19 protein-coding genes and 1 pseudogene are annotated in these 23616 nt (G+C 40.6%); 4 read left to right on the top strand and 16 right to left on the bottom strand.

The genetic code is table 11. From position 1 onward, the window contains the following. Positions 1-116: 116 nt before the first annotated feature. Positions 117-1274: an MFS transporter gene (locus tag HMPREF2697_RS00960; protein ID WP_070849248.1), complete on the bottom strand. Its 1158-nt coding sequence runs from the start codon at positions 1272-1274 to the stop codon at positions 117-119. Positions 1275-1381: 107 nt separating this feature from the next. Between HMPREF2697_RS00960 and HMPREF2697_RS00955 the strand changes: the two genes are divergently transcribed. Together HMPREF2697_RS00955 and def are read left to right on the top strand one after the other, a co-directional pair. Then, complete coding sequence (locus HMPREF2697_RS00955; protein ID WP_013989967.1) at positions 1382-2020, top strand: Crp/Fnr family transcriptional regulator; 639 nt, start codon at positions 1382-1384, stop codon at positions 2018-2020. Positions 2021-2113: 93 nt separating this feature from the next. After that, entirely contained in the window at positions 2114-2728 is a 615-nt protein-coding gene (def, locus tag HMPREF2697_RS00950; protein WP_002883663.1) for a peptide deformylase, read from the top strand. A 126-nt stretch (positions 2729-2854) separates the two neighbouring features. On the opposite strand, the gene ilvA is transcribed toward def, so the two are convergent. The 4 genes from ilvA to HMPREF2697_RS00930 form a co-directional block, all read right to left on the bottom strand. After that, a complete protein-coding gene (gene ilvA / locus HMPREF2697_RS00945) occupies positions 2855-4105 on the bottom strand; it encodes a threonine ammonia-lyase IlvA (RefSeq protein ID WP_002883616.1) in 1251 nt (416 codons plus the stop codon). A 110-nt stretch (positions 4106-4215) separates the two neighbouring features. Continuing rightward, a complete protein-coding gene (locus HMPREF2697_RS00940) occupies positions 4216-7977 on the bottom strand; it encodes a glycoside hydrolase family 66 protein (RefSeq protein ID WP_049529349.1) in 3762 nt (1253 codons plus the stop codon). 382 nt (positions 7978-8359) lie between these two features. Continuing rightward, positions 8360-8803, bottom strand: a complete 444-nt coding sequence (gene dtd / locus HMPREF2697_RS00935; protein WP_070849245.1) for a D-aminoacyl-tRNA deacylase — start codon at positions 8801-8803, stop codon at positions 8360-8362. Positions 8804-8815: 12 nt separating this feature from the next. Continuing rightward, on the bottom strand, positions 8816-11035 hold the full coding sequence (locus HMPREF2697_RS00930) for a RelA/SpoT family protein (protein ID WP_002886425.1): 2220 nt from the start codon (positions 11033-11035) through the stop codon (positions 8816-8818). 167 nt (positions 11036-11202) lie between these two features. On the opposite strand from HMPREF2697_RS00930, the gene nrdI reads away from it, so the two are divergent. Further along, positions 11203-11661 (top strand): class Ib ribonucleoside-diphosphate reductase assembly flavoprotein NrdI, encoded by a 459-nt coding sequence (nrdI, locus tag HMPREF2697_RS00925; RefSeq protein WP_070849389.1) that lies wholly within the window; start codon positions 11203-11205, stop codon positions 11659-11661. A gap of 54 nt (positions 11662-11715) precedes the next feature. On the opposite strand, the pseudogene HMPREF2697_RS10040 reads toward nrdI, so the two are convergent. The 10 genes and pseudogenes from HMPREF2697_RS10040 to tig form a co-directional block, all read right to left on the bottom strand. Beyond that, positions 11716-11843, bottom strand: a pseudogene (locus HMPREF2697_RS10040) (IS3 family transposase); the annotation flags it as partial. Between the two features lie 216 nt (positions 11844-12059). After that, complete coding sequence (locus HMPREF2697_RS00915; RefSeq protein ID WP_070849240.1) at positions 12060-14600, bottom strand: bifunctional 2',3'-cyclic-nucleotide 2'-phosphodiesterase/3'-nucleotidase; 2541 nt, start codon at positions 14598-14600, stop codon at positions 12060-12062. A 164-nt stretch (positions 14601-14764) separates the two neighbouring features. Next, on the bottom strand, positions 14765-15508 hold the full coding sequence (locus tag HMPREF2697_RS00910) for a 16S rRNA (uracil(1498)-N(3))-methyltransferase (protein ID WP_070849237.1): 744 nt from the start codon (positions 15506-15508) through the stop codon (positions 14765-14767). Then, positions 15509-16462: a 50S ribosomal protein L11 methyltransferase gene (gene prmA / locus HMPREF2697_RS00905; protein ID WP_070849234.1), complete on the bottom strand. Its 954-nt coding sequence runs from the start codon at positions 16460-16462 to the stop codon at positions 15509-15511. 52 nt (positions 16463-16514) lie between these two features. Next, positions 16515-16988, bottom strand: coding sequence for a GNAT family N-acetyltransferase (locus tag HMPREF2697_RS00900; protein ID WP_070579167.1), 474 nt, complete (start codon positions 16986-16988; stop codon positions 16515-16517). Continuing rightward, complete coding sequence (locus tag HMPREF2697_RS00895) at positions 16988-17422, bottom strand: NUDIX hydrolase (protein ID WP_013989958.1); 435 nt, start codon at positions 17420-17422, stop codon at positions 16988-16990. The genes HMPREF2697_RS00900 and HMPREF2697_RS00895 overlap by 1 nt, the downstream gene beginning before the upstream one ends. Positions 17423-17437: 15 nt before the next feature. Beyond that, complete coding sequence (locus tag HMPREF2697_RS00890; protein WP_070849232.1) at positions 17438-17908, bottom strand: DUF3013 family protein; 471 nt, start codon at positions 17906-17908, stop codon at positions 17438-17440. Between the two features lie 94 nt (positions 17909-18002). Beyond that, the gene (locus HMPREF2697_RS00885; RefSeq protein ID WP_070849229.1) at positions 18003-19607 is read right to left on the bottom strand and encodes a CTP synthase; all 1605 of its coding nucleotides are present in this window, start codon (positions 19605-19607) and stop codon (positions 18003-18005) included. A gap of 252 nt (positions 19608-19859) precedes the next feature. Beyond that, the gene (rpoE, locus tag HMPREF2697_RS00880; protein WP_002885605.1) at positions 19860-20435 is read right to left on the bottom strand and encodes a DNA-directed RNA polymerase subunit delta; all 576 of its coding nucleotides are present in this window, start codon (positions 20433-20435) and stop codon (positions 19860-19862) included. Between the two features lie 157 nt (positions 20436-20592). After that, complete coding sequence (gene tig / locus HMPREF2697_RS00875; RefSeq protein WP_070849226.1) at positions 20593-21876, bottom strand: trigger factor; 1284 nt, start codon at positions 21874-21876, stop codon at positions 20593-20595. Between the two features lie 142 nt (positions 21877-22018). On the opposite strand from tig, the gene HMPREF2697_RS00870 reads away from it, so the two are divergent. Next, positions 22019-22861, top strand: a complete 843-nt coding sequence (locus HMPREF2697_RS00870) for a mechanosensitive ion channel family protein (RefSeq protein WP_041826643.1) — start codon at positions 22019-22021, stop codon at positions 22859-22861. A gap of 108 nt (positions 22862-22969) precedes the next feature. Here HMPREF2697_RS00870 and HMPREF2697_RS00865 read toward each other — a convergent pair whose 3' ends face one another. Further along, a complete protein-coding gene (locus HMPREF2697_RS00865; RefSeq protein WP_013989953.1) occupies positions 22970-23467 on the bottom strand; it encodes a sigma-70 RNA polymerase sigma factor region 4 domain-containing protein in 498 nt (165 codons plus the stop codon). Between the last annotated feature and the right edge of the window lie 149 nt (positions 23468-23616).

Genomic DNA, 23616 nt, shown 5'->3' with positions numbered 1-23616 from the left:
TAGGATTGGCTCTCCTAAAACCAAGAAAGAGTTGGTTTGTCTTTACGACCTCTCTATTTTAGCTCATCTACTAATCTTTGTCAATCGCAAGATTTCACTGATTAAGTTTTTGAAGCTTAGACTTTTTTGGCCATTTTTGCATTTAGAAAGAATCCAAGGAAAAGTAGGAAACTTACGATAGCATAAGCTAGAAAAATCCAACTAAAACTTGGAGATATGAGTGCCAATAATTTCAAAACATAAGGGGAAATGGCTGACCCTAGGTTACACCCTAAGAGGACATAGGCTGTCGCCTTGTTCAACAGATTTCTAGCAATAGACTCAGAAAGTCGGTTAAAGATAATTGTCAAAATAATACTATAAAAGAAACCAACACCAACTGAAGATAAAATCAAAATCGGTAAGTTACCAGCCACTGACATCCCAAAGAGACAAACCGCTAACAAGAACATCACTATAGTCAAAAGACGATTTTTAAAATGTCCTATAAGCGAGGCGAAACTCAGTCCAGCTACAATTCCAATTCCCTGCTCTAAACTCAGTACTAAGGCTGATTGACCACTTTCAATAGTCTTACCAGCAACTTGAAACAGAGGTACGCGCAAACTAATCGAAGAATTGATACAGATGACAAAACCTGCTAAAAGAGCCATGCCAAGAATCATACCCAGGTCTTTTTTGTTCAGAACTTGTTTTCTTTTTGTAATCTGCTTCTTCTCCACTTGCTCCATCGTTGGCACAAAAAGGAGATACATAATCAAAATCACAAAACCAAAACCATAGATAAGAAAGGCAAAGGTCCAATGAATTTTCAGTAATTGTCCAACTAAAAGAGAACAAGAAGCTCCACCAATCAACTCCATGGAGCCACGAATACCTAACATCTGAACCCGTTCTTTACCTTGATAACGTTGGCTGATGATGGCAATCGCCTTAGCATTGATAAGACCAATCCCCATTCCAAAAGCAATACGTGACAGTAAGACAAGAGGATAGGCTTGTACAAAAAAAGGAAAAATCCCAGCACTACTAAGTAAGAGCAATCCAGTCACAATTAGCTGTCTATCACTTAGCCATTTGTCAATAAATGAATTAAGTAAGAGCATCGCTACTACGGAAAATGAAGGGACAGATACTAAAAGCTCCACTTGAGCGGCAGAAAAGGTTGGGCTATAGTAGTCCAACATAGGTGGTAACGCTGTTGAAATCGAAAAGGCCGAAATCAAGAGCAAGGATAGCCCAAGCAGGCTCATTTTTTCTAAAATTCGTGTCATAATATAGGGATAAGAACATCCTTTCCTTACTTGTCTAATAGTTATTTTTTCATTATAATCTAAGGAGACTTTTAAAAATAGGACCTAGGTCCTAAAAAAGGAGATGTATGCGTAATCATGCCATAAGACCTCAACTTGACCAGGTCTTTCCACCCCCCTACCTCAACCAATTACAGAAAGTCACCTTTCAAAAGAACGATTATATTTGTACCCAAGGGCAAGCTATCACTGAGCTGACCTACATTTTATCAGGAAAGGTAAAAATTGTTCGTTCTCTCTTCAATGGTAAAGAACATATCCTAGAAACGCTCAATCAACCTCAAATATTGGGAGATGTAGAACTTATGACCAACCAACCAGCAGGATCATCAGTCATTGCTTTAGAAGAGGTTCAAGCAGTTCAGCTCCCATTAAATAATAAAGAAGAACTCCTCAAAGACCCTGTTTTTCTCTACCAAATTGGACGTAACCTGGCTATGGCACTGCATAAGCAAGGTATCACTGCTTCAACGAATGCTAGTTACTCTGTCAAAGAGCGTCTGGCCACCCATATTTTGAATAGTGAAGAAGAGAATATCTTTCAATTATCGCCATCCATTTTAGCTTCCCGTTTTGGGACTAGCTATCGTCATGTACAGCGAGTTATCAAACAATTTATCGACCAGGGAATTATCGAAAAAGAGGCTTTTAAGACCTATCGTATTTTAGAGAGACAAACCTTGGAAAAACTGGCTTTTATCGATTAGAAAAAGCCTCACTTTAACCCTTGATGGTTTAATTTTCAACCCTTTTGTGCTATAGTTATAAACAAGTAAATCAAAGAAAATAGAGGTAAACAAATGGACGCTCAAACCAAAATTATCCGCGCCAGCCATATGATTGATATGAATGATATCATTCGCGAAGGAAATCCAACCTTGCGTGCTGTCGCTGAAGATGTAACCTTCCCACTATCAGACGAAGACATTATCCTAGGTGAAAAAATGATGCAGTTTCTTCGTAACTCACAAGATCCTGTTATTGCCGAAAAAATGGGGCTTCGTGGGGGAGTCGGTCTTGCAGCCCCTCAATTAGATATTTCAAAACGCATTATCGCTGTTCTCGTTCCAAACCCTGAAGATGCTGAAGGTAATCCACCAAAAGAAGCATATAGCCTTCAAGAAATCATGTACAACCCTAAAGTAGTTGCCCATTCTGTTCAGGATGCTGCTTTGGGCGATGGCGAAGGATGCCTCTCAGTTGATCGCGACGTTCCTGGTTACGTGGTTCGTCATGCTCGTGTAACTGTTGAATACTTCAACAAAGAAGGCGAAAAGCAACGTGTTAAACTCCGTGGTTACAACTCAATCGTTGTTCAACACGAAATCGACCATACTAACGGTATCATGTTCTATGACCGCATCAATAAAGACAATCCATTCGCCATTAAAGATGGACTCTTAATTATCGAATAAAGAAAACCTCAGTAGAAATACTGGGGTTTTAGTTTGAAGATAAGGCATTAGTACCACTTTATAGCTAAGTCAAAGTAGAAAAGAACCAACTTTCGTCGGTTCTTTTCTTCTTATCTGAACCTATCCTCAGACAAGCATATTGTATAGTGTTTCGTTACCGTGAAGGTTGATATAACTTGGGTCAAAGGCAGAAAGACGCTCGAGAAGTCCATCATAGTCGTTCTTATCACTAAGAGCTATACCAATGAGAACTGGGCCTTTTCCTTTATTAGCTCGTTTGATGTACTCAAAACGAGTGATATCATCATTTGGTCCCAAGATATCATTTACAAATTCACGAAGGGCACCAGGACGTTGTGGGAAGTTAACCACAAAGTAATGCTTGATACCATCGTAGATAAGCGCACGTTCTTCCATCTCTGGCATACGGTTGATGTCATTGTTACCACCTGAAATGATGCAGACGATGGTTTTTCCTTTAATCTCATCTTTAATCACTTCCAAAGCCGCTACTGACGCCGCACCTGCGGGTTCTGCAATGGTACCAACCTTAGAGTACATATCAATTAAGGTTTCTGAAATCAAGCCTTCATCAACTCCCAAGAGGCGGTCAACATATTTACGTGCGACTTCATAGGTCTTGACACCTACCTTTTGAACAGCAATCCCGTCCGCAAACTTATCAATTTCTTCGAGTTTTACAGGATAACCACGGTCAAAGGCAGCACGCATACTACGAGCACCACTAGCCTCAACACCAATAACCTCCATAGACGGTGCTACATCCTTGATATAAGTAGCTACACCAGAGATAAGGCCGCCACCACCTACTGGAACCAAGATACTATCGAAGGAAACACCTTCCTCTTGAGCCTGCTCATAAATTTCATAAGCAACAGTTCCTTGACCTGCTTGGACATTATAATCGTCGAATGGATCAATGAAAGTCATCCCTTCAGACTTGGTATATTCCTGTGCTGCTTGAGCAGAAGCATCAAAGGTATCTCCTACCAATTTGATTGTTACAAACTTGCCACCAAAGAAACGGACTTGACCAATTTTTTGGAGAGGCGTTGTTACTGGCATAAAGATGGTTGCCGGAATCTTCATCTCGTTACAAGTGTAGGCAACCCCCTGAGCATGGTTTCCGGCTGATGCACAAACCACACCACGCGCCTTATCCTCATCACTCAATTGATGGATAGCATAGTAGGCTCCACGCAATTTGAAAGAGCGTACCTTTTGCATATTTTCTTTTTTAATATAAATGGTCGCCCCGTATTTTTCAGATAAGTAGCGATCAAAATCTAGTGGTGTGCGTTCCACCACGTTTTTTAAGACTTCATTAGCCTTTACGATATCATTTGCAGTAATCATTGGCTCTCCTTTGACACAATATTCAAACTATTTCTATTGTATCACAATTTTCAGAAAAAATAGCAGCCAGTATAAAGAAAACTCCTTGTTTACACAAAGAGTTCTACTTATTATTTATCAACTTTTTTTGACATCAAGAAGTTACGAAGAGCTGCAAGGGTTGCCGCACCTGCAAGGACAATAGCTGTAAGGATAGCTACAGCATGCTCTCCCCACTTGTGAGATTTTGCTGTTTTAGCAATTGTAGCCTTAAGATCTTCAGTTGTTCCTTTTTCACCTGCTTGCGTCGTTGTCTTACTTGCAAGGTTAAGATCTTGACTACCATTGTAAGTGTTATCTGACGAAGCTGTATTGACAAGGTCTTGACGGCTACTGCGAGTATAGCTGACCTTTGTTGTAATGCTATCAATCATCTCAACAATATTTCTGATTGTTGTTGCATCGTACAAGCCACCCTCAGTATCTTTCAAGATAGATACTGCTAATTTTTCAATAGAGGCTTCTGAAGAAGCTGCTACCATAGAGTGGGATTCTGAGCTTGCTGTTTCTGAATATCTTGCATAGTTGCTAAAGAGTGACGCTGCTTCTGTAATCGTTTCAGAAGTACTTGGCAAGGTTTCTGAGACGCGAGGAGCTACAGAGAGTCTATTCCAACTATTGATGTTTTCTGATAGTCCATCAAGGATGACTTCCTCAGATGTGCTTACTGTTTCTGAAATCGCTGAAGTCACTTCTGAAGTGCTCACTTGACTTTCTGATTCTGTCAATGAAACAGCTGGTTCTTCAACTACTTCTGATTCTGAAACGACTGTGCTGATTGAAGTCTCTGATTCAGATGCTGAAGTCTCTGAAGTTGATGCTTCTGAGATAATATCAGTTTCTGAGACCTTAGATGATACTGTTGTGCTTTCTGATACTTCTGACGGAGCAACTGAGACAATTGTGCTTGTAGTTTCTGAAACAAGGCTAGTACTTGCCTGACTCTCTGATTCTGTCAAAGAAGCCACTGGTTCAACTACTGCATGTGATTCTGAAATTGCTGTCGTCGTTGAAATTGCTGACTCTGAAGTTGATGCTACTGAACTATTTTCAGTTTCTGATGCTTCCGATGATACTGTTACACTTTCTGATACTTCTGATGAGACTGTTGAGGCAGCTGTGCTTGCAGCCTCTGAAGCTGGTGTAGTGATTGAATCTGATGCTACTGTACCTTGATCCGTATTAGATACTGAGTTGTCATCTTTCTTATCATGTGCGGTCTCTGACACAGCTATCGCCACTGGAACAGCTGCTGAGTTTACTAACTCGTCAACTGATGGTGCTGGTTTAGTTGTTTCATCGAGTTTAGGAGCTTCAACAGATGGTTTAGTATCAGTTGGAGACTCTGAATCTTTGGTTACTGTTGTATTTTCTGATTTAGCTGTTTCTGAGCTTGCTTCAGATGTTACGGTATTATCTACTTTCTTACCAGCTTGGTTAGTAACTGGTTTCAAGATAACTGGTTCTACCGGTGTTGCTGTTGTGTCTTCCTTGATATAGAGCATGTTCCAAAGAGTTAGTTTAGGAACTGAAATGACAAGCACTGGTTGACCATTTTCATCTGTTTCAAGACTTGCTTGTGCCTTCTTCATGCTTGAAGTTGCCCAATCATCTGGTGACGTCACATAGACTTGATCGGCAATTTTAGCAGCTTCTTGAGCCGTTTTACCTGCTAGGCTAAGACGAACTGTGAGATTTTCTTGAGCGTCCGGTGTTTTATTGTCCGCATAACCCTCTTCATTATGCCAGCCCGCATTGATGCCCATCATATTAATCATTTGAACAGTTGAGAAACCTTTTCCTGATTTAGCAAATGTCCAAACTTGATTTCCTGTCACACCAAGAGCATCTTTAGAAAGGATTTCACCAGAAGCATTCTTTGTAGATACAGACTGAGTGCTGTTTGTCACACCCTCACCACGGAGAAGATTTTCATAAGCAGTGATGAACTGTTGGTAATTGTAAAGCTTACGAATAGTGTCCTTAGCCACACTGAGGTATTGAGTTGGGTAATAGGCACTTTGAAGAACGTTAAGGGCTGCATTAGCATTGGCAAGGGCTGCAATGGACATGTGATAGCCACCGGCTGCAGCTACTGTCGCATCTACGAGAAGTGTCGCATCAGCTTGCAATGGTTTACCAGCAAGGGCATCTTTACCCGCACCGTTAGTTGCTTTTCCGCCAGGAACAGTATAGTCAATACCTGGTTCTTCCATGTAGGCACCAACGATAAGTGATTTACCAGTTTTATTGCGTACCATATCGATACGTGCTTTCAAATCACCATAGGCAACCTGCATACGTCCTGGAATAACTGAACCACCGTTTGTCCAAAGCTCATTATAAACAACATCTTGACGTGCCTTGGCTAGTTTATCATCATTACCACCATTAACATCATTGATTGTGATGTAGTACTTTTCACCGATGAGGTCCTTCATGGCATTAATAAATGACGCATAGGAATCAGACATCATGTGTGAGTCAGCCTCGTCTGTACTGTTACGGTGCTCATAATCAGTCACACGGTTGTCACCAATTGTATCACCTTGCCAACCATCGAATCCCATACGATCCATAGCTGACTTCATGACACCTGCGATGTATTTTTGCCAATCTGGATTCGCCGGATCATAGTAAACTTGAGTTGGGTTATCACCGATAGTGTAAGTCATCGGTTCACCCTTCTTACCAAAGCTATCGTAGAAGTTATAAGCCAAAGCAGCAAGTGGAAGGGCTGGATTCTTTGGATTTGAATCTGCTGAAATCATGTTATAAAGCATGGCAACAGCACCTGACTTATGAACTTGGTCAACCAATTCTTTAACAGCCTTAGTGTCAACTTGAGTGTGACTCCAGGTATTCCATTTTTGAACAAAGCTATCGACACCCTCTGGGAAAGGATCTGTAGCTTCGTTATAAGCATCATAGAAGAAATATGAGTTGATATTCATAGACTTCATGAGCTCAAGCTCTTTACGGTAGGCTTCAAGATTTTTAACAAGAATACTGTTTTGATCAGTTGGCGAACCTGCTACGATACCGTAACGTGGGAAAACTGTCCAATCATCTTCAACAGACAAGCCAGCACGCTTGCTTGACAAAGTACTACCTGATTTATCATTGACACTGATTGTCACCAAGTAACCTGTATTGTTTGTCAACCACTCTGACGCTACTGTCAAGTTTGAAACCTTAGCTGAAGCTCCTGCCGCTAGCGTAAGGTCAACGTTATCTTGACCGATGATTTCTGAAGCATGTTGAAGTGTCAAGTTGACAGTCATCGTCTTAGTTTCTGCTGTTGGATTAGATACAACAACGGAATAATTAATATCACCATCTGTCTTGCTATAGGCTGCTTTTGTTGTTTCTGGATCTGTCAAGTAGGCATCACCATTCAAGTTTTGCTCTGTCACTTCTGTAACTGGTGTTACTTGAGCAGTTGAATGGCGTCCTGCTTCAGTAGCATTATCAGATGATGATGTGATAGTTTCCACAGCAGCTGACTCAGGAGCTAATGCTTCACTGGCTACAAGCGTTTCTGAACTAGCACTCTCTTCTGGCACAGCTTGTGAAAAGATTGTAGAAGCTGTCGCTGTTGTTGCAGTATCTGTCGCAACAGCGGCAGATGATGGACCTACTTCTGTTGTCGCTACTGGAGCAACGGCCTCAGTTGGTACCACCACCAAGTTATCTGCTTCAGTTGTAATAACTGGTTTTGTTGCTTCTGAACTGACCACGTTATCTGCCTTGGCGACCTGATTCATCCCTAGGACACCACCGGCTACAAACAAACCTGATAATAATTTAGTTGACGCTACTTTCTTTGACATATCTCTCTATCCCTCTAAAAAAGTTTAAATCACCTCGGCGTTTCAAATTATCACTATTTGTATTTGCATGCTGTAAACTCGAGTTATTTTTAGTTTCATAAAAATCGCTTGGTGTTTCTTATGAAACTAATGTTAACTTAATCTTTTTTGTAAGACAAGGGAATTTCCGGTAATCCTCGTAAACGGTAATTTTTTCATCATGAATGGTCAGGTTTTTTCAGAAATTTGAGAGCAACATTTTCTAATTTCATTAAATATTCACTTGATTCAGTCTACTTAAAATGAAAAAATAAATCCTAAATAATGAAAATCCATCACCTAAATAGTTCATGTGAGAGAATTAAAAAAAACCACCTCTCACACAAGGTGAGAAATGGTTTGTTTATCGATTTTTAGTATCTAAAATAATGGTCACAGGTCCGTCATTGACCAAACTAACCTGCATATCTGCGCCAAAGCGTCCTCTTTCTACAGGAACATGAGTTGACAAGGATTGGTTGAAATCGTCATAGAGCTGGCTAGCCATGTCAGGCTTTGCAGCACCTGTAAATGCCGGTCGATTCCCTTTTTTCGTATCTGCAAAAAGCGTAAACTGAGAAATCGACAAAATCTGGCCACCAACATCCTTAACAGAAAGATTCATCTTGCCATCTTCATCTGAAAAAATGCGCATATTGACAATCTTACGAACTGCATACTCTAGGTCCTCTTTGGTGTCCTCGGGACCAACTCCGACCAAAAGTAAGAGTCCCTGCTTAATAGCGCCAACCGTACAATCCTCAATAACCACAGAGGCACTTTGCACGCGCTGAATTACAATCTTCATCGCAGTAACTCCTTACCCATTCGTACGTTTAACACTGTAAACGTCAGGAATAATTTTAATCTTATCCACAAGACCAGTCAATTCAATAAGGTTTGCAATTTCAAAGCTAACGTGAATATTGGCAAACTTCATGTCCTTAGTCGGTTGTGCATTGACCGTAGCAATGCTCTTAGTCGTATTTGACAAGATTTGAAGAACATCATTCAACAGACCAGAACGGTTAAGGCCATAGATGTCAATCTCTGCCAAATAAGATTTATTGGCATTACGTTCATCCCACTCCACTTCGATTAAACGTTGTTCATAACCTTCTTGACTCTTGATATTATTACAATCGGAACGATGAATAGCAATTCCACGGCCCTTGGTGATATAACCTTCAATCTCATCTCCAGGTACTGGATTACAGCACTTAGCGATACGCATGAGGAGACCTGAGGCACCTTGAATGATGACGCCATTTTCACTCTTAACCTTGAGAACTTCTTTCTTCTCAGTCTTAACTTCGCCACCGTTCATTAGCTCTTCAGCTTCAGCTTTTGCCTTCGCACGCTCTTCCTCACGGCGTTCTTTTTCTGTCAAACGATTGAAAACAGCAGCAGCACTAATTTCACCAAAACCAACAGCGGCATAGAGAGCTTCTTCACTACGCACACTCATACGGGGGAGAATTTCCTCAATATGTTTCTTGTCTAGGTACTTATTGGCAACATAACCATGCTCTTGGAAGTAGGCAATCAAAAGCTCACGACCCTTGGTGATAGAGGCTTCCTTGTCCTGATTTTTAAAGAATTGACGAATTTTATTTCTGGCCTTGGTGGTCTTAACCATCTTAATCCAGTCACGGCTAGGGCCAAAGGAATTGGCATTGGTAACAATCTCAACCACATCACCTGTCTTGAGTTTGGCTGTCAAGGGCACCATACGGCCATTAACCTTAGCACCTGTGGCCTTCTCACCAACTTGGGTATGGATGGCATAGGCAAAGTCAATAGGTCCTGAATCTTTAGGCAGTTCCTGAACAGCACCATTTGGCGTAAAGACATAAATACGCTCTGAGAAGATATCCTCTTTAACAGAGTCAACAAACCCCATAGCATCACCATTTGAGGCGTCTTGAAGTTCAACAAGATCTTTAATCCAGTTCATTCCCAAAGCAGACTCTTTCGAATCTACCTTGCCCTTGATACCTTTCTTGTAAGCCCAGTGAGCTGCAACCCCGTATTCGGCAACTTGGTGCATTTCCTTGGTACGGATTTGGATTTCAATAGGTCCTTTTGGGCCATAAACCGTTGTATGGATAGACTGGTAACCATTGGATTTAGGATTGGCAATATAGTCTTTAAAACGGCCAGGCATCGGACGCCAGAGTTCATGGATGTATCCCAACATGGCGTAAACATCACTATGCGTCTCCATAACACAACGGATGGCAATCAAATCATAGATTTGATCAAAGCGCTTTTTCTTGTCGCGCATCTTACGATAAATAGAGTAGATATGTTTTGGACGACCATAAACATCACCAACAAGTCCTTGTTCAGCCGTATAAGTCTTAATTTTATCGACAATCTCGTCCACGAGTTCCTCACGCTCACGACGTTTTTCCTTCATCATGTGAGAAATCTTGTAAAATTCCACCTCATTAAGGTAACGGAAGGACATGTCTTCCAATTCCCATTTGATACGACTAATACCCAGACGGTGGGCCAAAGGAGCATAGATTTCCATAGTTTCGCGAGAAATGCGCTCTTGCTTATCCTTACGAAGATGCTTAAGGGTACGCATATTGTGCAAACGGTCTGCCAATTTAACCAAGATAACACGGATATCCTTAGACATGGCCATAAGCATCTTACGGTGGTTTTCAGCCAACTGCTCCTCATGGGACTTGTACTCAACCTTACCAAGCTTAGTAACACCATCCACGATATTTCGTACATCTGTACCAAAATCCGCTTCCAAATCATCAAGCGTTTTTTCGGTGTCTTCAACGACATCGTGTAAGAAACCACAGGCTACTGTCACTGCATCAAGATGGAGATCTGCCAAGATACCTGCCACTTGAATAGGGTGAATAATATAAGGTTCTCCTGACTGACGAAATTGCCCACTATGAGCATCTGTTGCATAATGCCAGGCTTTTTCAACTAATTTCAAATCATCTGCTGACATGTAGGCCGAGCAAATGTCTAAAATTTCTTCTCCTGTTACATTTTTATCTTTAGCCATGATTTCTTCCTTCGCTTCTTTTAATAACCTTTATTTTATCACTTTTACAAGTAAAGAAAAAGAGCTAGATAGGCAATTCTTAAGCACAAGGAGCTAACTTGAAAAGCACAATATCTTGTGTTAGAATGATTGAACAAACACAAGATATTGATAGAAAGAGGACGCTTATGTCTCAACTTACCCTCGTTTATATTAGTCTAAGCGGTAATACCCAAAGCTTTGTCAAACGTATGTCTGACTATCTATCCCTCAACCACGGGATTGAATGTCGCCAAATCAATATTAAAGAGCTTAATCATGAAACCTTCCAAGTAGATGAACCCTTTGTCGCACTCTTGCCAACCTACCTTGAAGGAGGAAATGGCGTTGACAATGGAGATGTTGAGATCCTAACCAATCCACTGGGTGACTTTATCGCAGCTCATGACAATCACAAACGTTGCTTTGGTATCATCGGTTCTGGTAACCGTAACTTCAATAACCAGTACTGCCTAACCGCCAAACAGTACAGTCAACGTTTTGGCTTCCCAATGTTGGGAGACTTCGAGCTACGCGGCACACAGTCCGATATCGAACGTCTGGCACCTGTTATCCTAGAAGCACAAAAGAACTTTAACCAACGCTAAAACTAGAGCAAAAAAGCCCTGATTGTACTGCACCCCAAAAGTTAGACAAATAATTTAAGCAAAGGATTTAGTTCTGTATTGTACAGGACTGAATCCTTTTTGTTTGACTCTAATTCGTTTAATGTTGTAGTAATTAATATAGTCTACAAAAGCTGTTCCATTTGGTTAGGTGACTTAAAGGTCTATTCATAAACGGTCAATTAATTTCATCATGTACTTTAGACCAGAAACATTCACCCCAAATTGATTTGAAAGTCGTTTAAAACCTTCTCCTTGCTTTCTCAGTTCAAATATTTGGACTTTATCTTCATAAGTCAATTTCATAATAAAAACACCCCCAAGTTAGATTTTTTTGTCTAACTTTTGAGGTGTAGTTCAGATAGAGGATTTTCCTTTGCTTAATTTTTTTCGTGTTTTTTAATTCCAAAGAACCCAGCCAAGGTCATAAGAACCAGACCAGCTAAAGTTACTGACACAGATTCGTCTGAACCAGTGTTTGGCAAGGTCTTATCTGAACTTGAACCTTGAGTTTCTTGTACTTGAGCTTGAGGCAAGATAACAACTTGAGCGTTTGACAACTGGATAGCTGGAGCAGATTTAGCCATGCTGGCGACTACAGTAGCTTTTGGTGTCTCACGCTTAGTTTGGTCTGCTGTCTCAACACCTTTTGGTGACTTCTCAGATTCTTTATTAGTCGTATCCTCAACTTGATTTGTCTTTTCCTTAACAATCAAGCGGTACTCTGCAAATCCTGCTTGTGTTGATGGTCCTACATAACTAATGGCATCCTGACCAGCAAGGTGGGCACGCGCATTGTCAGATGAGGCAAAACGGATATCTGCATTCGTAATATTAGGGACGAAACTCCAATTTCCATCGGCAGTTGGGTTAATTGTCTTCTCGCTAACGATATAATCAATGATGGCCTGACGATTCTCAAGATTGAGGAGGCGTTTTTCGGCAGCATCTTTAACACCAGGGAAGTTCCCAGTCGCACGATAGTTGTTAGTCACTACAAGGAAAGTCTGATTCAAATCAATAGGTTTCCCTTGATAAGCCAAGTCACGAACACGGCTAGCATCTGGGTTAACCAACTTACCTTCGCGATCGTATTTGTTAGGTTGTGTCAAATCAAACTTATAAGTCAACCCATCAATCACATCGTAATTGTATGAGCGATAGCTACTGTTAATGAGTTGTTGTGGTTCTTTGCTGTTAGGATCAATTTGATTGAACTGTCCTGCAGACATTTCCAACCATTCTTTAATTTGTGCCCCAGTCACTTTGAGTAGGGCAGTAACATTGTCGTAGAGGTAGAGGTCCGCGACGTTCTTAATGGCCAATGGACCAGCTGGGATATCGGTATAGTAGGTCGCATCCCCACGAGTCCCTGCCTTGAAAGGTGCAGCTGCTGAGAGGAGTGGAAGATTTTCATCTGCTGTTCCCGCTACTTGTTTTTTAGCATACCATAGTTGTGCATTATTAACGATTTGAATAGATGGATCATCCTGAACCTGAGCAAAGTAGCTAGTAATTGGTGCTGTAGTCTCACCAACTTCCTTACGAACATAGTTGATTGTTCCATTATGGTCATGAGCTGCCATGTCAATTAAGTCCTTGTCCGCAACATCTGACTTAGTATCAATCTTTTCAAGCTTAGCCTTACTATTGACGACTTTCCATTTACCATCCGTGTAAGTCAATTTGACATCCATGATACCTAGATGATCCCCAAATTTACCAGCCATAACCACAGGTTTCCCATTGATGAGACCATTGACATCATCTACACCAGGGTATTTCGCATAAAAACTTGTGCCATCTCCATTTGGGAAATCAGCGTGAGAATGCCCTGTCGCAACAGCATCAACGCCTTCGATACCAGCAATTTGGTAACCCTCATTTTCCTCATTCTTGGTATATTCATTGTCACCAATACCAGAGTGAGCAGCAACAAGGATATAGTCAGCTCCTGCAGCCTTCATCTTAGGAACGATAGCCTTAACAGCCTCCATTGGATCATCAACGGTTACCTTACCTTCAAGGTTGGCCTTATCCCAAACCAAAATTTGTGTTGGAAGGACACCAGTAATACCGATTTTTAGCGTTACCTGTTTGCCGTCCGTATCGGTAAAGGTCTTGTTAACAATCTTATAAGGATTGTAATAGTAATCACCAGTCTGAGCATTACGCACATTGGCATTGATAATGTTAATCTTAGCAGCCTTAACCATACGATCCAAAAATTCTAGACCATAGTTAAACTCGTGGTTTCCAAGCGTTTCGGCATCATAACCAAGCATCTCGAAAGCCTTGTACATAGGGTGAGTCTCACCTTGGGCAACAGGATCAATCAAGGCCTTATAAGTCCCAAAAGGAGTCCCCTGAATCGTATCCCCACTGTCTACTAAGACCGTATTTGGATTAGTTTCACGGGCTTTTTTGATAAGGACAGCAGTTTTAGACAAACCAACTGTTTGAGACGGCTTATCTTGATAATAATCATAGTTAACCAAGTTGGTATGAAGGTCTGTTGTTGACAAAATCTGCATATCAACGGTCTGCCCCTCATGAGCAGGCTCTGTAACAGTTTCAGCCTGTACTGGCACTGCTGGTGTCACTTGATTGGCATTCGTCAAAACAGCACTGGCTTCTTGACTTGCTTGAGCCGTTGAGGTATTAGCTGATGGCTCTGTAGACGCATTTGTCGCTACTGTTGTTGGTGTAGCAGAGACAGTCTCTGTTCCTCCTTGAACAGCTGTCCCAGAAGTTCCTTGTCCTGATACGGCAGCAGTCCCACTATCTGTCACAGTTTCAGTTGAAGTAGTGGGTACAGGTGCCATTGCTTCATCGGCTTGCCCTACGACTTGTGGCACAGTCAAGAGAGCAAAGAGGCCCAAAACCACAGCGGATTGAGTCACATAACGATTCGTTTTCATTAAAAATCTTCCCCTTTTATAAAGATAATACAATTATATTAAACCTAAATAAGATTATCAACTTTTTTAGAAATGCTCTATTCGTCATACAAAACCAATGACAAGATTCAATCTTAGCTTAAAAGTGTCAAATACGAAAAAGTTGGAACAAGGCCAACTTTCTCTTATTTATTCAACTCTAGGGCATAACTGACACTACTCAAAGCGTAGAGAGGAGCCGTTTCCGTCCGCATAATACGCGGTCCAAGGCCAATTTTAAGGCCACCAGCTTCTTCAAATGCATCAATCTCAGACGGAGAAATACCACCTTCTGGTCCAAAGATAAAGAGAATTTTCTGACCATTCTCTACCTGAACCAACTCACGAGCTAGAGTAGCCAACTCGCCTGCTTTGGCTGTTTCCTCATAGGCGATAAAAATCTTATCAAAATTATCTAATTCTGATAGAAATTCTCCCTTCTTCTCGAACAATCTAACTTTTGGAACACGATTACGCTTGGATTGTTCTGCAGCTCCCAGAGCAATCTTGGCAAGCTTATCTTCCTTCTTGGCAAGCTTCTTACCATCCCACTTGACAACAGACCAGTCGGCAGGGAAGGCCCAGATAGCCTGAGCTCCAAGCTCTGTTGCCTTTTGTGTCACCAGATCCAGCTTATCTCCCTTGGGAAAGCCAGAGGCAATAGTTACAGATACAGGCATCTCAACATTATCATTTAAGTCTTCAATCACTTCAAAGACACGATTCTCACGGTCAGTCACACGCGCAAGACGCTTGATACCGTCTTCAAAAACCAAGACAACCTGATCATCCTCTGTTAAACGCATAACGTTAAACATATGCTTTACAGTATCCTTGTCTTTGATGGTTACTGGATTTTCAACCTGCCCCTTTATAAAATACTGTTGCATTTAGCCTCCAATCACACCTGAAATATCATCTGTCTTCTTGAAGACACAAGCATTCCACTCTCCCTGAACCATGTGAGTTTCTAGGAAGAAACCAGCTTTCTCAGCCGATTCACGCACCATATCCCATTTTTCAGAGATAATCCCTGACATAATCAAATAACCTTCATCCTTAACCAAACGGTAGGCATCTTCCGTCAGATGGATGAGAATATCCGCCAAAATATTAGCCACGATAACATCAGCTTCTTGAGTTACACCCTTCAAAAGGTCACCTGCAGCAACGTGGATATTTTCCATGCCAGGATTCATATCAATGTTTTCCTGTGCCACTCGAACCGCCACATCGTCAAGGTCATAGGCATAGATTTCCTTAGCTCCAAGAAGAGAGCTAGCAATCGAGAGGACACCCGAACCAGTTCCCACATCAATCACCGTCTCGCCACCACGAAGCACCTGTTCGAGTGCAAAAAGACTCATCTTAGTTGTCGGGTGTGTTCCGGTTCCAAAGGCCATACCAGGATCTAGCTTGATAATCTTCTCACCTACTGATGCCTCATAATCCGTCCATGACGGTACGATAGTCAAATCGTGGGTAATGCGAGCTGGTTCATAGTACTTCTTCCAATTCTCAGCCCAGTCTTCTTCAACCAATTCTTGAGTAGCCAAGTGAATATCTCCAGTTTCAAGACCAAAATCCGTCAACTCAGCCAAACGCTCATTAACCTGCTTAGTAATAGCTTTGATATCTGCTGACTCCGGATAATAAGCCGTAATTTTAACCGTCTCAACCTGTTCAACCTCAGGATAAAGCTCACCAAAACGGTCCGCATTTTCCAAATAATCTGCACTATCATCAATAGCCACACCTTGACTACCAGATTCAATTAAAATATTAGAAGCCGCCTCTTCGACCTCACGATTAACCTCAATCGTTAGTTCTTGCCATTTGTCCATATATTTTATCAACCTATATAAGAGATTCAGTCGAAGAACTGAACCTTCCTTTCTATTTCTCTATCATTTTTTTCATGTAGACCATATCCATACCTTCTTTTTCAGGTTCGATATGGGTCTGACGATAGCCGTTTTTCTCGTAGAATGTGACCATGCCTGCATCCTGTAACACCGTACACAAATCCCATTGTGTGACAGTTGGAAATTCCATTTCTAGCAATCTCAGACCCTCAGAACCATAACCTTTCCCTTGATACTGGGGCAAAATCGCTGCCGTTCCCAACCAAGCTTCCGTTAATTCTTCATTGGTCTGAACTCGTAAAAATCCGATCTTCTCTTCGTTGTCTTTCACAAAGTAGTAATAGCTATTGGGACGCTCTACCAGTTTCCACTTGATTCGTTCGCGATCCTCTAGATAGGGATCATATTCATCTTGGTATTTGTCATAGACTGCCTTAAAACTGGCTCTTTGAATGGCAATAATCGTTTCTAAATCTTCTGCTCTGACTCTCTCAAGTGTTATCATCATTTCTTCTCCACATAATCACGTACTCGTTCCTGCAACTGGGGAATGACACCTTCTGCTTTTATAAAATCCTCTACAGGCATTAGTTTAAATTCCTGCCCCTCGTCACCAAAACGAATCTCACGATACTGCTCTTGGCTAATTCGGCCAACCACAAAGACAGCTGACCTATCTTTATCCAACATACTAGGATAGATTTTCGACCAAATAATCGATTCCTCTGTCAAAGTCAAGCCCAGCTCCTCCCAGACCTCACGTTGAAGACATTCAAGAGGCGTTTCTTGACCTTCTCTTCCACCACCTGGCAATTCCCATGTATTTGGCCAAGGAATATCTGGTTTATTATCTCTGAGAATGACCAAAATACTTTGCTCTACGAGTAAGGCAGCCTTAACACCTGTAAAATCAAACTGATCTTTTAAATAAGCATCCATCCTTTTTCGCTCCCTTTAATACCTTGGATAAGCAAAAAATTCCTTCTCTTCAAGTTGAGCTTTCCCTTTTTCAAAAGCATCTTTGTCCCAAACCAAACCAAATTCCTCAGGTCCATCATCAGATAGAAAATCCATCAAGTCACTCAATCCTTCTGCCGCCACCTCATTTAGGGTCTCCGCAAAATAGGCCAAAAACTCACGAGATAGACCTTTCTTAGGTTCATATGGGATTGTCACTAGGTAGTCTTCTTCATCAAAACGTGATTTTGCTGGATTGTAAAAGAGCACGTAGTCTTCAAAAATAACATCTTCATCAGACACTTCACCCTTATCATCAATAGTCTCCACATTGCTACTGTTTTGCGCTTCTAGGATAAACGTTACTTCTACAGCGTGATTCTTTTTATCCCAGTCCATCGCGAAATCATAGTCCAGGTGCTTATCCAATTCTTCTTCTAATACTGACAAAAAGCCGAATTTAGCCATTTGTTTTCCTCGTTCTTTCTTATTATTCCCTTTATTTTAGCATAAAAGGAGCCAATAAAAAACAGAGTAGGCTGTCCCACTCTGTCCTAGTTTATTATTTAGCCTTTTCAACCGCTGCTGTCACAAAGGCAGTGTAAAGTTCTTCAGCATGGTTTGGACGGCTATGGTATTCTGGGTGGTATTGCGCTGCCACAAAGAATTTCTTGTCTGGGAGTTCTACAACCTCCATCAAACGATTATCTGGTGACACACCTGAGAATACAAAGCCCTCAGCCTCAAACTGTTCACGGAACTTAGTATTAAACTCATAACGGTGACGGTGACGACGTTGAACAACTTCTTGGTTGCCATAAGCGGCAGCAGCCTTAGAACCTGGTTTCAACTTACATGGGTAAAGACCGAGACGAAGAGTACCACCCATATCTTCAATGTCAATTTGATCACGCATAATATCGATAATTGGATATTTTGTGTTTGGATCAAGCTCAGCTGAATTAGCGCCATCCAAGTTAAGGACATGACGAGCAAACTCAATACATGTCAATTGCATACCAAGACAGACACCCAACATTGGCACATCATTTTCACGCGCATAACGAATAGCTTGAATCTTTCCTTCAGTACCACGTTGACCGAAACCACCAGGCACGATGATCCCATCAGCATCAACCAAACGAGAAGCAACATTTTCGGCAGTCAAATCATTAGCATTGACCCAGTCAATATCAATGGCAGTATCATTTGCCAAACCAGAGTGTTTAAGTGCCTCAACCACTGACAAGTAAGCATCGTGAAGCTCCACATACTTACCAACAAGGGCAATCTTAGTTGTTTTCTTAAGATTAAGCACCTTATCAACCATAGCAGACCATTCTGTCATATCTGCAGCTGGAGCATCCAGTTTCAAATGATCACAAACGATTTGATCCATACCTTGAGCCTGCATATTAAGTGGCACTTGATAGATATGTTCCACGTCGAGTGACTCGATAACAGCCTCAGGTGCAACATCACAGAACTGAGCCAATTTATTCTTGATTCCTTGACCAGCAGGTTGTTCTGTACGAATAACCAACATATTTGGTTGGATACCCAAACCACGCAATTCCTTAACAGAGTGTTGCGTTGGTTTTGTCTTCATTTCACCAGCAGCCTTCAAATAAGGAAGAAGCGTTGTGTGGATATACATAACGTTGTCAGAACCAACATCAGCCTTCATTTGACGAAGTGCTTCAAGGAATGGGAGACTTTCAATATCCCCAACCGTACCACCAACTTCAGTGATAATGACATCTGAATCAGTCGTTGTCGCTGCACGCTTAATCTTGTCTTTCAAAGCATCGGTGATATGCGGAATCACCTGAACAGTCGCACCAAGATACTCCCCTTTACGTTCCTTACGCAAAACTTCGCTATAAATCTTACCAGTAGTCACGTTAGAGTATTTATTAAGATTGATATCAATAAAACGCTCGTAGTGACCAAGGTCAAGGTCAGTTTCAGCACCATCATCAGTCACATAAACTTCACCGTGTTGGTAAGGACTCATTGTCCCTGGGTCAATATTGATGTAAGGATCGAATTTTTGAATCGTAACCTTAAGACCACGATTCTTAAGCAAACGTCCAAGACTTGCAGCTACAATCCCTTTACCAATTGAAGATACCACACCACCAGTGACGAAAATATATTTTGTCATGTTAACTCCTTATAATATTATTCAAAACAACTACAGATAGTAGATTGATTACCCACTCAGATAATCACGACAGCCCTTTCCTAGTACCTGATCGGAGCAGTACAAAGTACCTCACCTTAGACAAGTCCAGTAAATGACTAAAAACAAAAATGACCCCCAAGAGTTTCACTCTGGGAGCCTTAATCATGACCTCTTCAAAAGAGGTGCCCGATAAATAGTCTAAACTATCCAAGACCATTTGTCAATGAAAACTTAGTCGTTTGACTCATCCTCATAGTCATCGTCATCATCTTCTTCTGACAACTCAACATCATCCAAATCATCATCTGGAATAATTTCATTCAACTCAGAGTCATAAGATTCCACTTCGGCTTTCTCATCATCTTCGCTATCGTCGTCATATTCAAGACTATCAGAATCAGGTGTGAAGTTTTCATCTTCTGGATCATCGTCATTATAATCGATGGCATCTTCATCACCATCCATGAAGGCATTAACTTTCTTGTTCTTACGTTTTGGTGCATTTTCATCAGTATCTTCCAATGTGATGACTTCTTCATCGATTTCATCAATTGCATACCATGAACGCAAGCCCCATTTGTTATCACCTAGTGGAATGAAACTTCCATCCGTATTCAAATCTGAATAAAAGAATGGCAAAGCATTGCGGATATCAGCATCCGATTTTTCTAAGTAATTTTGAATTTCATTGACCAAATCATTGAAATACATTTCATTATCACGACCACGTGTTTCTAAGATAGCACGGGCCACTTCAATCATTGATAATTCACTTTTTTCTTGTCCAGCAAATACGTCTAGTTCCAAAGTGGTTCTCCTTCATTCTTACTCAAGCTAGTTTCCATCAGAAATAGCTCAGCAATCAATTTTTCGCTACCTTTTATTTTACGCTAAAAAGAGTCAATAGTCAAAGCATTTATAGAAGAAAAAATCAAGTCTCAACAGAAACTTGATTTTAGTCATATTATTTAACTTTTGCTGTGCTTGTGATAACTTCAACAGCTTTCTTCATAGTGATATCGTGTTTAAGCATTCCAGGTGAAAGAAGTGCAGAAACTTGTGATACTTCCATGTTGTACTCAGCTGCAAGATCATTGATTTCTTTTTGGATTTCTTCTTCTGTAGCGTCGAATCCTTCAGCAGCAGCAACAGCTTCGATAACAAGGTTAGTTTTCACACGTTTGTCAGCGTCAGCTTCATATTGTTTGTGAAGATCTTCTTGAGTTGTACCAGTGATTTGGAAGTACATTTCAGGAGAGATACCTTGACGTTGCATGTTACCCATGAATTCGTTCATAGCACGGTGAACTTCGTCTTCAACCATTTCTGCTGGCAATTCAACGATTTCAGCGTTTTCAACAGCCAAATCAAGTGCAGCACCTTCAACAGCGTCATCATATGCGATTTCTTTAGCTGCTTCAAGTTCTTTACGGTATTTAGCTTTCAACTCATCAAGAGTTTCAACTTCATCGTCAAGATCTTTAGCCAACTCATCATCCAAAGCAGGAACTTCTTTAGCTTTAACTTCGTTAACTTTAGTAACAAATACAGCAGCTTTACCTGCAAGATCAGTAGCTTGATAGTCTTCTGGGAAAGTTACTTTAACTTCTACTTCATCACCAGCTTTTGCTCCAACCAATTGGTCTTCGAATCCTGGGATAAATTGACCTGAACCAAGTTCAAGAGAGTGGTTTTCACCTTTACCACCGTCGAATTCAACACCATCTACTGAACCAACAAAGTCGATAACAACAGTGTCGCCATTTTCAGCTGCACCTTCTTTAACGACCAATTCAGCCAAGTTTTTGCGTTCGTTTTCAAGCTTAGCATCAACTTCTTCATCAGTAACTTCTTTAGAAGCTTCAACTGAAACTTCAAGATCTTTATATGCACCAAGTTTTACTTCAGGTTTTGTAACAACTTCTGCAGTAAGTGTCCAATCTTGACCTTTTTCAATTGATTTTACATCAATTTTTGGTTGTGCAACAACATCAAGACCAAGTTCAGCAATCGCTGCTTCATAAGCTGCTGGAAGAATTGCATTCAAAGCATCATCGTAAAGAGCTTCTTCACCAAATTTTTGGTTAAATACGGCACGAGGCATGTGTCCTTTACGGAAGCCTGGAGCGTTCAAATTCTTTTTAACCTTGTTAAACGCTTGATCCAAAGCTGGTTGAATTTTATCTTGACCGATAGTGAATGTCACCACACCACGGTTAGTGGCTGTGTTTTCAAATGATACAGACATGTAGTCATTCTCCTTAAAATTTTTTATAGATACAGTTTAGTTTACCATATTTCAAAGCCTTTTAAAAGTTTTTTTCTCCAATTTAATCACAAGAAAATCGTTAGGAACTGCTACTTTTTCAAATTTTTGATAAACTAAAGCTATGAATATTTTACAAAGATACATCCAACAATTTAATTTTGAAGAGACCCTAATGGTACTCATTACAAAAGGGATTAAGCTCCTCATTCTTCTCATCATCTTTCTTCTTAGTAAGAAGATTATCAACTTCCTTTTTAAACATACAGTCGGACGCTCTCTAGCTTGGACAATTCAAACACCTGCTCGACAAAAAACCATTGAACGTTTACTACACAATTGCATGAACTACGTGCTATACTTTTTCCTTGTTTACTGGCTTCTTAGTATCCTTGGGGTTCCAGTATCTAGCCTCCTTGCTGGTGCAGGACTTGCTGGAGTTGCTCTTGGTCTAGGAGCTCAAGGCTTCCTATCAGATGTCGTTAATGGTTTTTTCATCTTATTAGAAAACCAGTTTGAAGTCGGCGACTCAGTTGAAGTAGGAGCCGTTACAGGTCTTGTTTCAACCGTAGGTATTCGCACTACTCAAATTCGAGGATTTGATGGGACTCTTCATTTTATACCTAACAGAAATATCACAATTGTATCCAACAAATCTCGAGGAGACATGAGAGCTCAAATTGATATCCCAGTCTATCCATCAACCGATATCAATAAGGTGACAAGCATCATCCAAGAAGTAAATCAAGAAAACATTGAAAACTATCCTCAAATCTGTGGAGCACCAAATATCATTGGATTAAGCACAACTCCTTCCGGACAACTAGTATTTCGCATTGACATCTTTACAAAAAATGGACAACAAACTCATATCTATGCAGACTTCTTGAAACTTTACCAAGAAGCCCTAATCAAAGAAAATATTGAACTTCCAAGATTTATTGGAAACCCTATAGCAGTAAAATAAATTCATTACATTAAAAACACTTCAAAAGATAGATAAGATGAATCTACTTTCGAAGTGTTTTTTCTATGACTTATACACAATAATACTAGTCCAGTTCTATATCGAGAATTAATCATCTTCATTGTAAGGATCAAAATCAACCATCCAAACTTTTAACTCTCGAATCATCTTTTTTCGACCTCTAAAACACTCCCCAGCTAGCAAACGGTCTAACTTAGTAGCATCTTCCGAAGACAACTGATTACGGAAAGCATTAAGCTGCTCATCATAAACAAGCCTATCAACAGCATCTAACTCTTTATTCGGAAGACAAAAAGCAATATCTGAAATTTCGATATAACATTGTCGATTAGCTTGTCGTTTTACAGACTCCTGCCTTCTAACCTCATCATTAAGTCTATTCCTAAATTTCGTTTTAAAATAACGCCGTAGCTTATCATCATCAGACTTTAATTCAGGAAACTTTTCTAAAAGCTGATAAAGCGTCATCATAGCCTCTTGCTCCATATCAGCTTGGTCCCAAAGTTGGATGAAATATTGTCTACTAGCCTTAAGTACAATCGGCCTTACAACTTCATATGCGTGAACAAAAATTTCTTGTTCCATTCAACCTCCTATTAATAGATATAATTTTTGTAATTAAATTAATTACGAAACCTATTATAAGAGATAGATAAGAAATAAAATAGCGACATTTATGTCACTATAAAACTGATAAAAACAGTCAAAACCACCCGTGAGAATGATATGATACC

Source organism: Streptococcus sp. HMSC064D12, assembly GCF_001837205.1.
GTDB classification, from domain to species: domain Bacteria; phylum Bacillota; class Bacilli; order Lactobacillales; family Streptococcaceae; genus Streptococcus; species Streptococcus salivarius_D.
Note: the sequence above shows the minus strand (reverse complement) of the source record. Positions and strands in the feature narration are given on the sequence as shown.

Coding starts and splice junctions, on each gene's coding strand:
- HMPREF2697_RS00960 (WP_070849248.1), bottom strand. CDS start 1,274: ATGACACGAATTTTAGAAAAAATGAGCCTGCTTGGGCTATCCTTGCTC.
- HMPREF2697_RS00955 (WP_013989967.1), top strand. CDS start 1,382: ATGCGTAATCATGCCATAAGACCTCAACTTGACCAGGTCTTTCCACCC.
- def (WP_002883663.1), top strand. CDS start 2,114: ATGGACGCTCAAACCAAAATTATCCGCGCCAGCCATATGATTGATATG.
- ilvA (WP_002883616.1), bottom strand. CDS start 4,105: ATGATTACTGCAAATGATATCGTAAAGGCTAATGAAGTCTTAAAAAAC.
- HMPREF2697_RS00940 (WP_049529349.1), bottom strand. CDS start 7,977: ATGTCAAAGAAAGTAGCGTCAACTAAATTATTATCAGGTTTGTTTGTA.
- dtd (WP_070849245.1), bottom strand. CDS start 8,803: ATGAAGATTGTAATTCAGCGCGTGCAAAGTGCCTCTGTGGTTATTGAG.
- HMPREF2697_RS00930 (WP_002886425.1), bottom strand. CDS start 11,035: ATGGCTAAAGATAAAAATGTAACAGGAGAAGAAATTTTAGACATTTGC.
- nrdI (WP_070849389.1), top strand. CDS start 11,203: ATGTCTCAACTTACCCTCGTTTATATTAGTCTAAGCGGTAATACCCAA.
- HMPREF2697_RS00915 (WP_070849240.1), bottom strand. CDS start 14,600: ATGAAAACGAATCGTTATGTGACTCAATCCGCTGTGGTTTTGGGCCTC.
- HMPREF2697_RS00910 (WP_070849237.1), bottom strand. CDS start 15,508: ATGCAACAGTATTTTATAAAGGGGCAGGTTGAAAATCCAGTAACCATC.
- prmA (WP_070849234.1), bottom strand. CDS start 16,462: ATGGACAAATGGCAAGAACTAACGATTGAGGTTAATCGTGAGGTCGAA.
- HMPREF2697_RS00900 (WP_070579167.1), bottom strand. CDS start 16,988: ATGATAACACTTGAGAGAGTCAGAGCAGAAGATTTAGAAACGATTATT.
- HMPREF2697_RS00895 (WP_013989958.1), bottom strand. CDS start 17,422: ATGGATGCTTATTTAAAAGATCAGTTTGATTTTACAGGTGTTAAGGCT.
- HMPREF2697_RS00890 (WP_070849232.1), bottom strand. CDS start 17,908: ATGGCTAAATTCGGCTTTTTGTCAGTATTAGAAGAAGAATTGGATAAG.
- HMPREF2697_RS00885 (WP_070849229.1), bottom strand. CDS start 19,607: ATGACAAAATATATTTTCGTCACTGGTGGTGTGGTATCTTCAATTGGT.
- tig (WP_070849226.1), bottom strand. CDS start 21,876: ATGTCTGTATCATTTGAAAACACAGCCACTAACCGTGGTGTGGTGACA.
- HMPREF2697_RS00870 (WP_041826643.1), top strand. CDS start 22,019: ATGAATATTTTACAAAGATACATCCAACAATTTAATTTTGAAGAGACC.
- HMPREF2697_RS00865 (WP_013989953.1), bottom strand. CDS start 23,467: ATGGAACAAGAAATTTTTGTTCACGCATATGAAGTTGTAAGGCCGATT.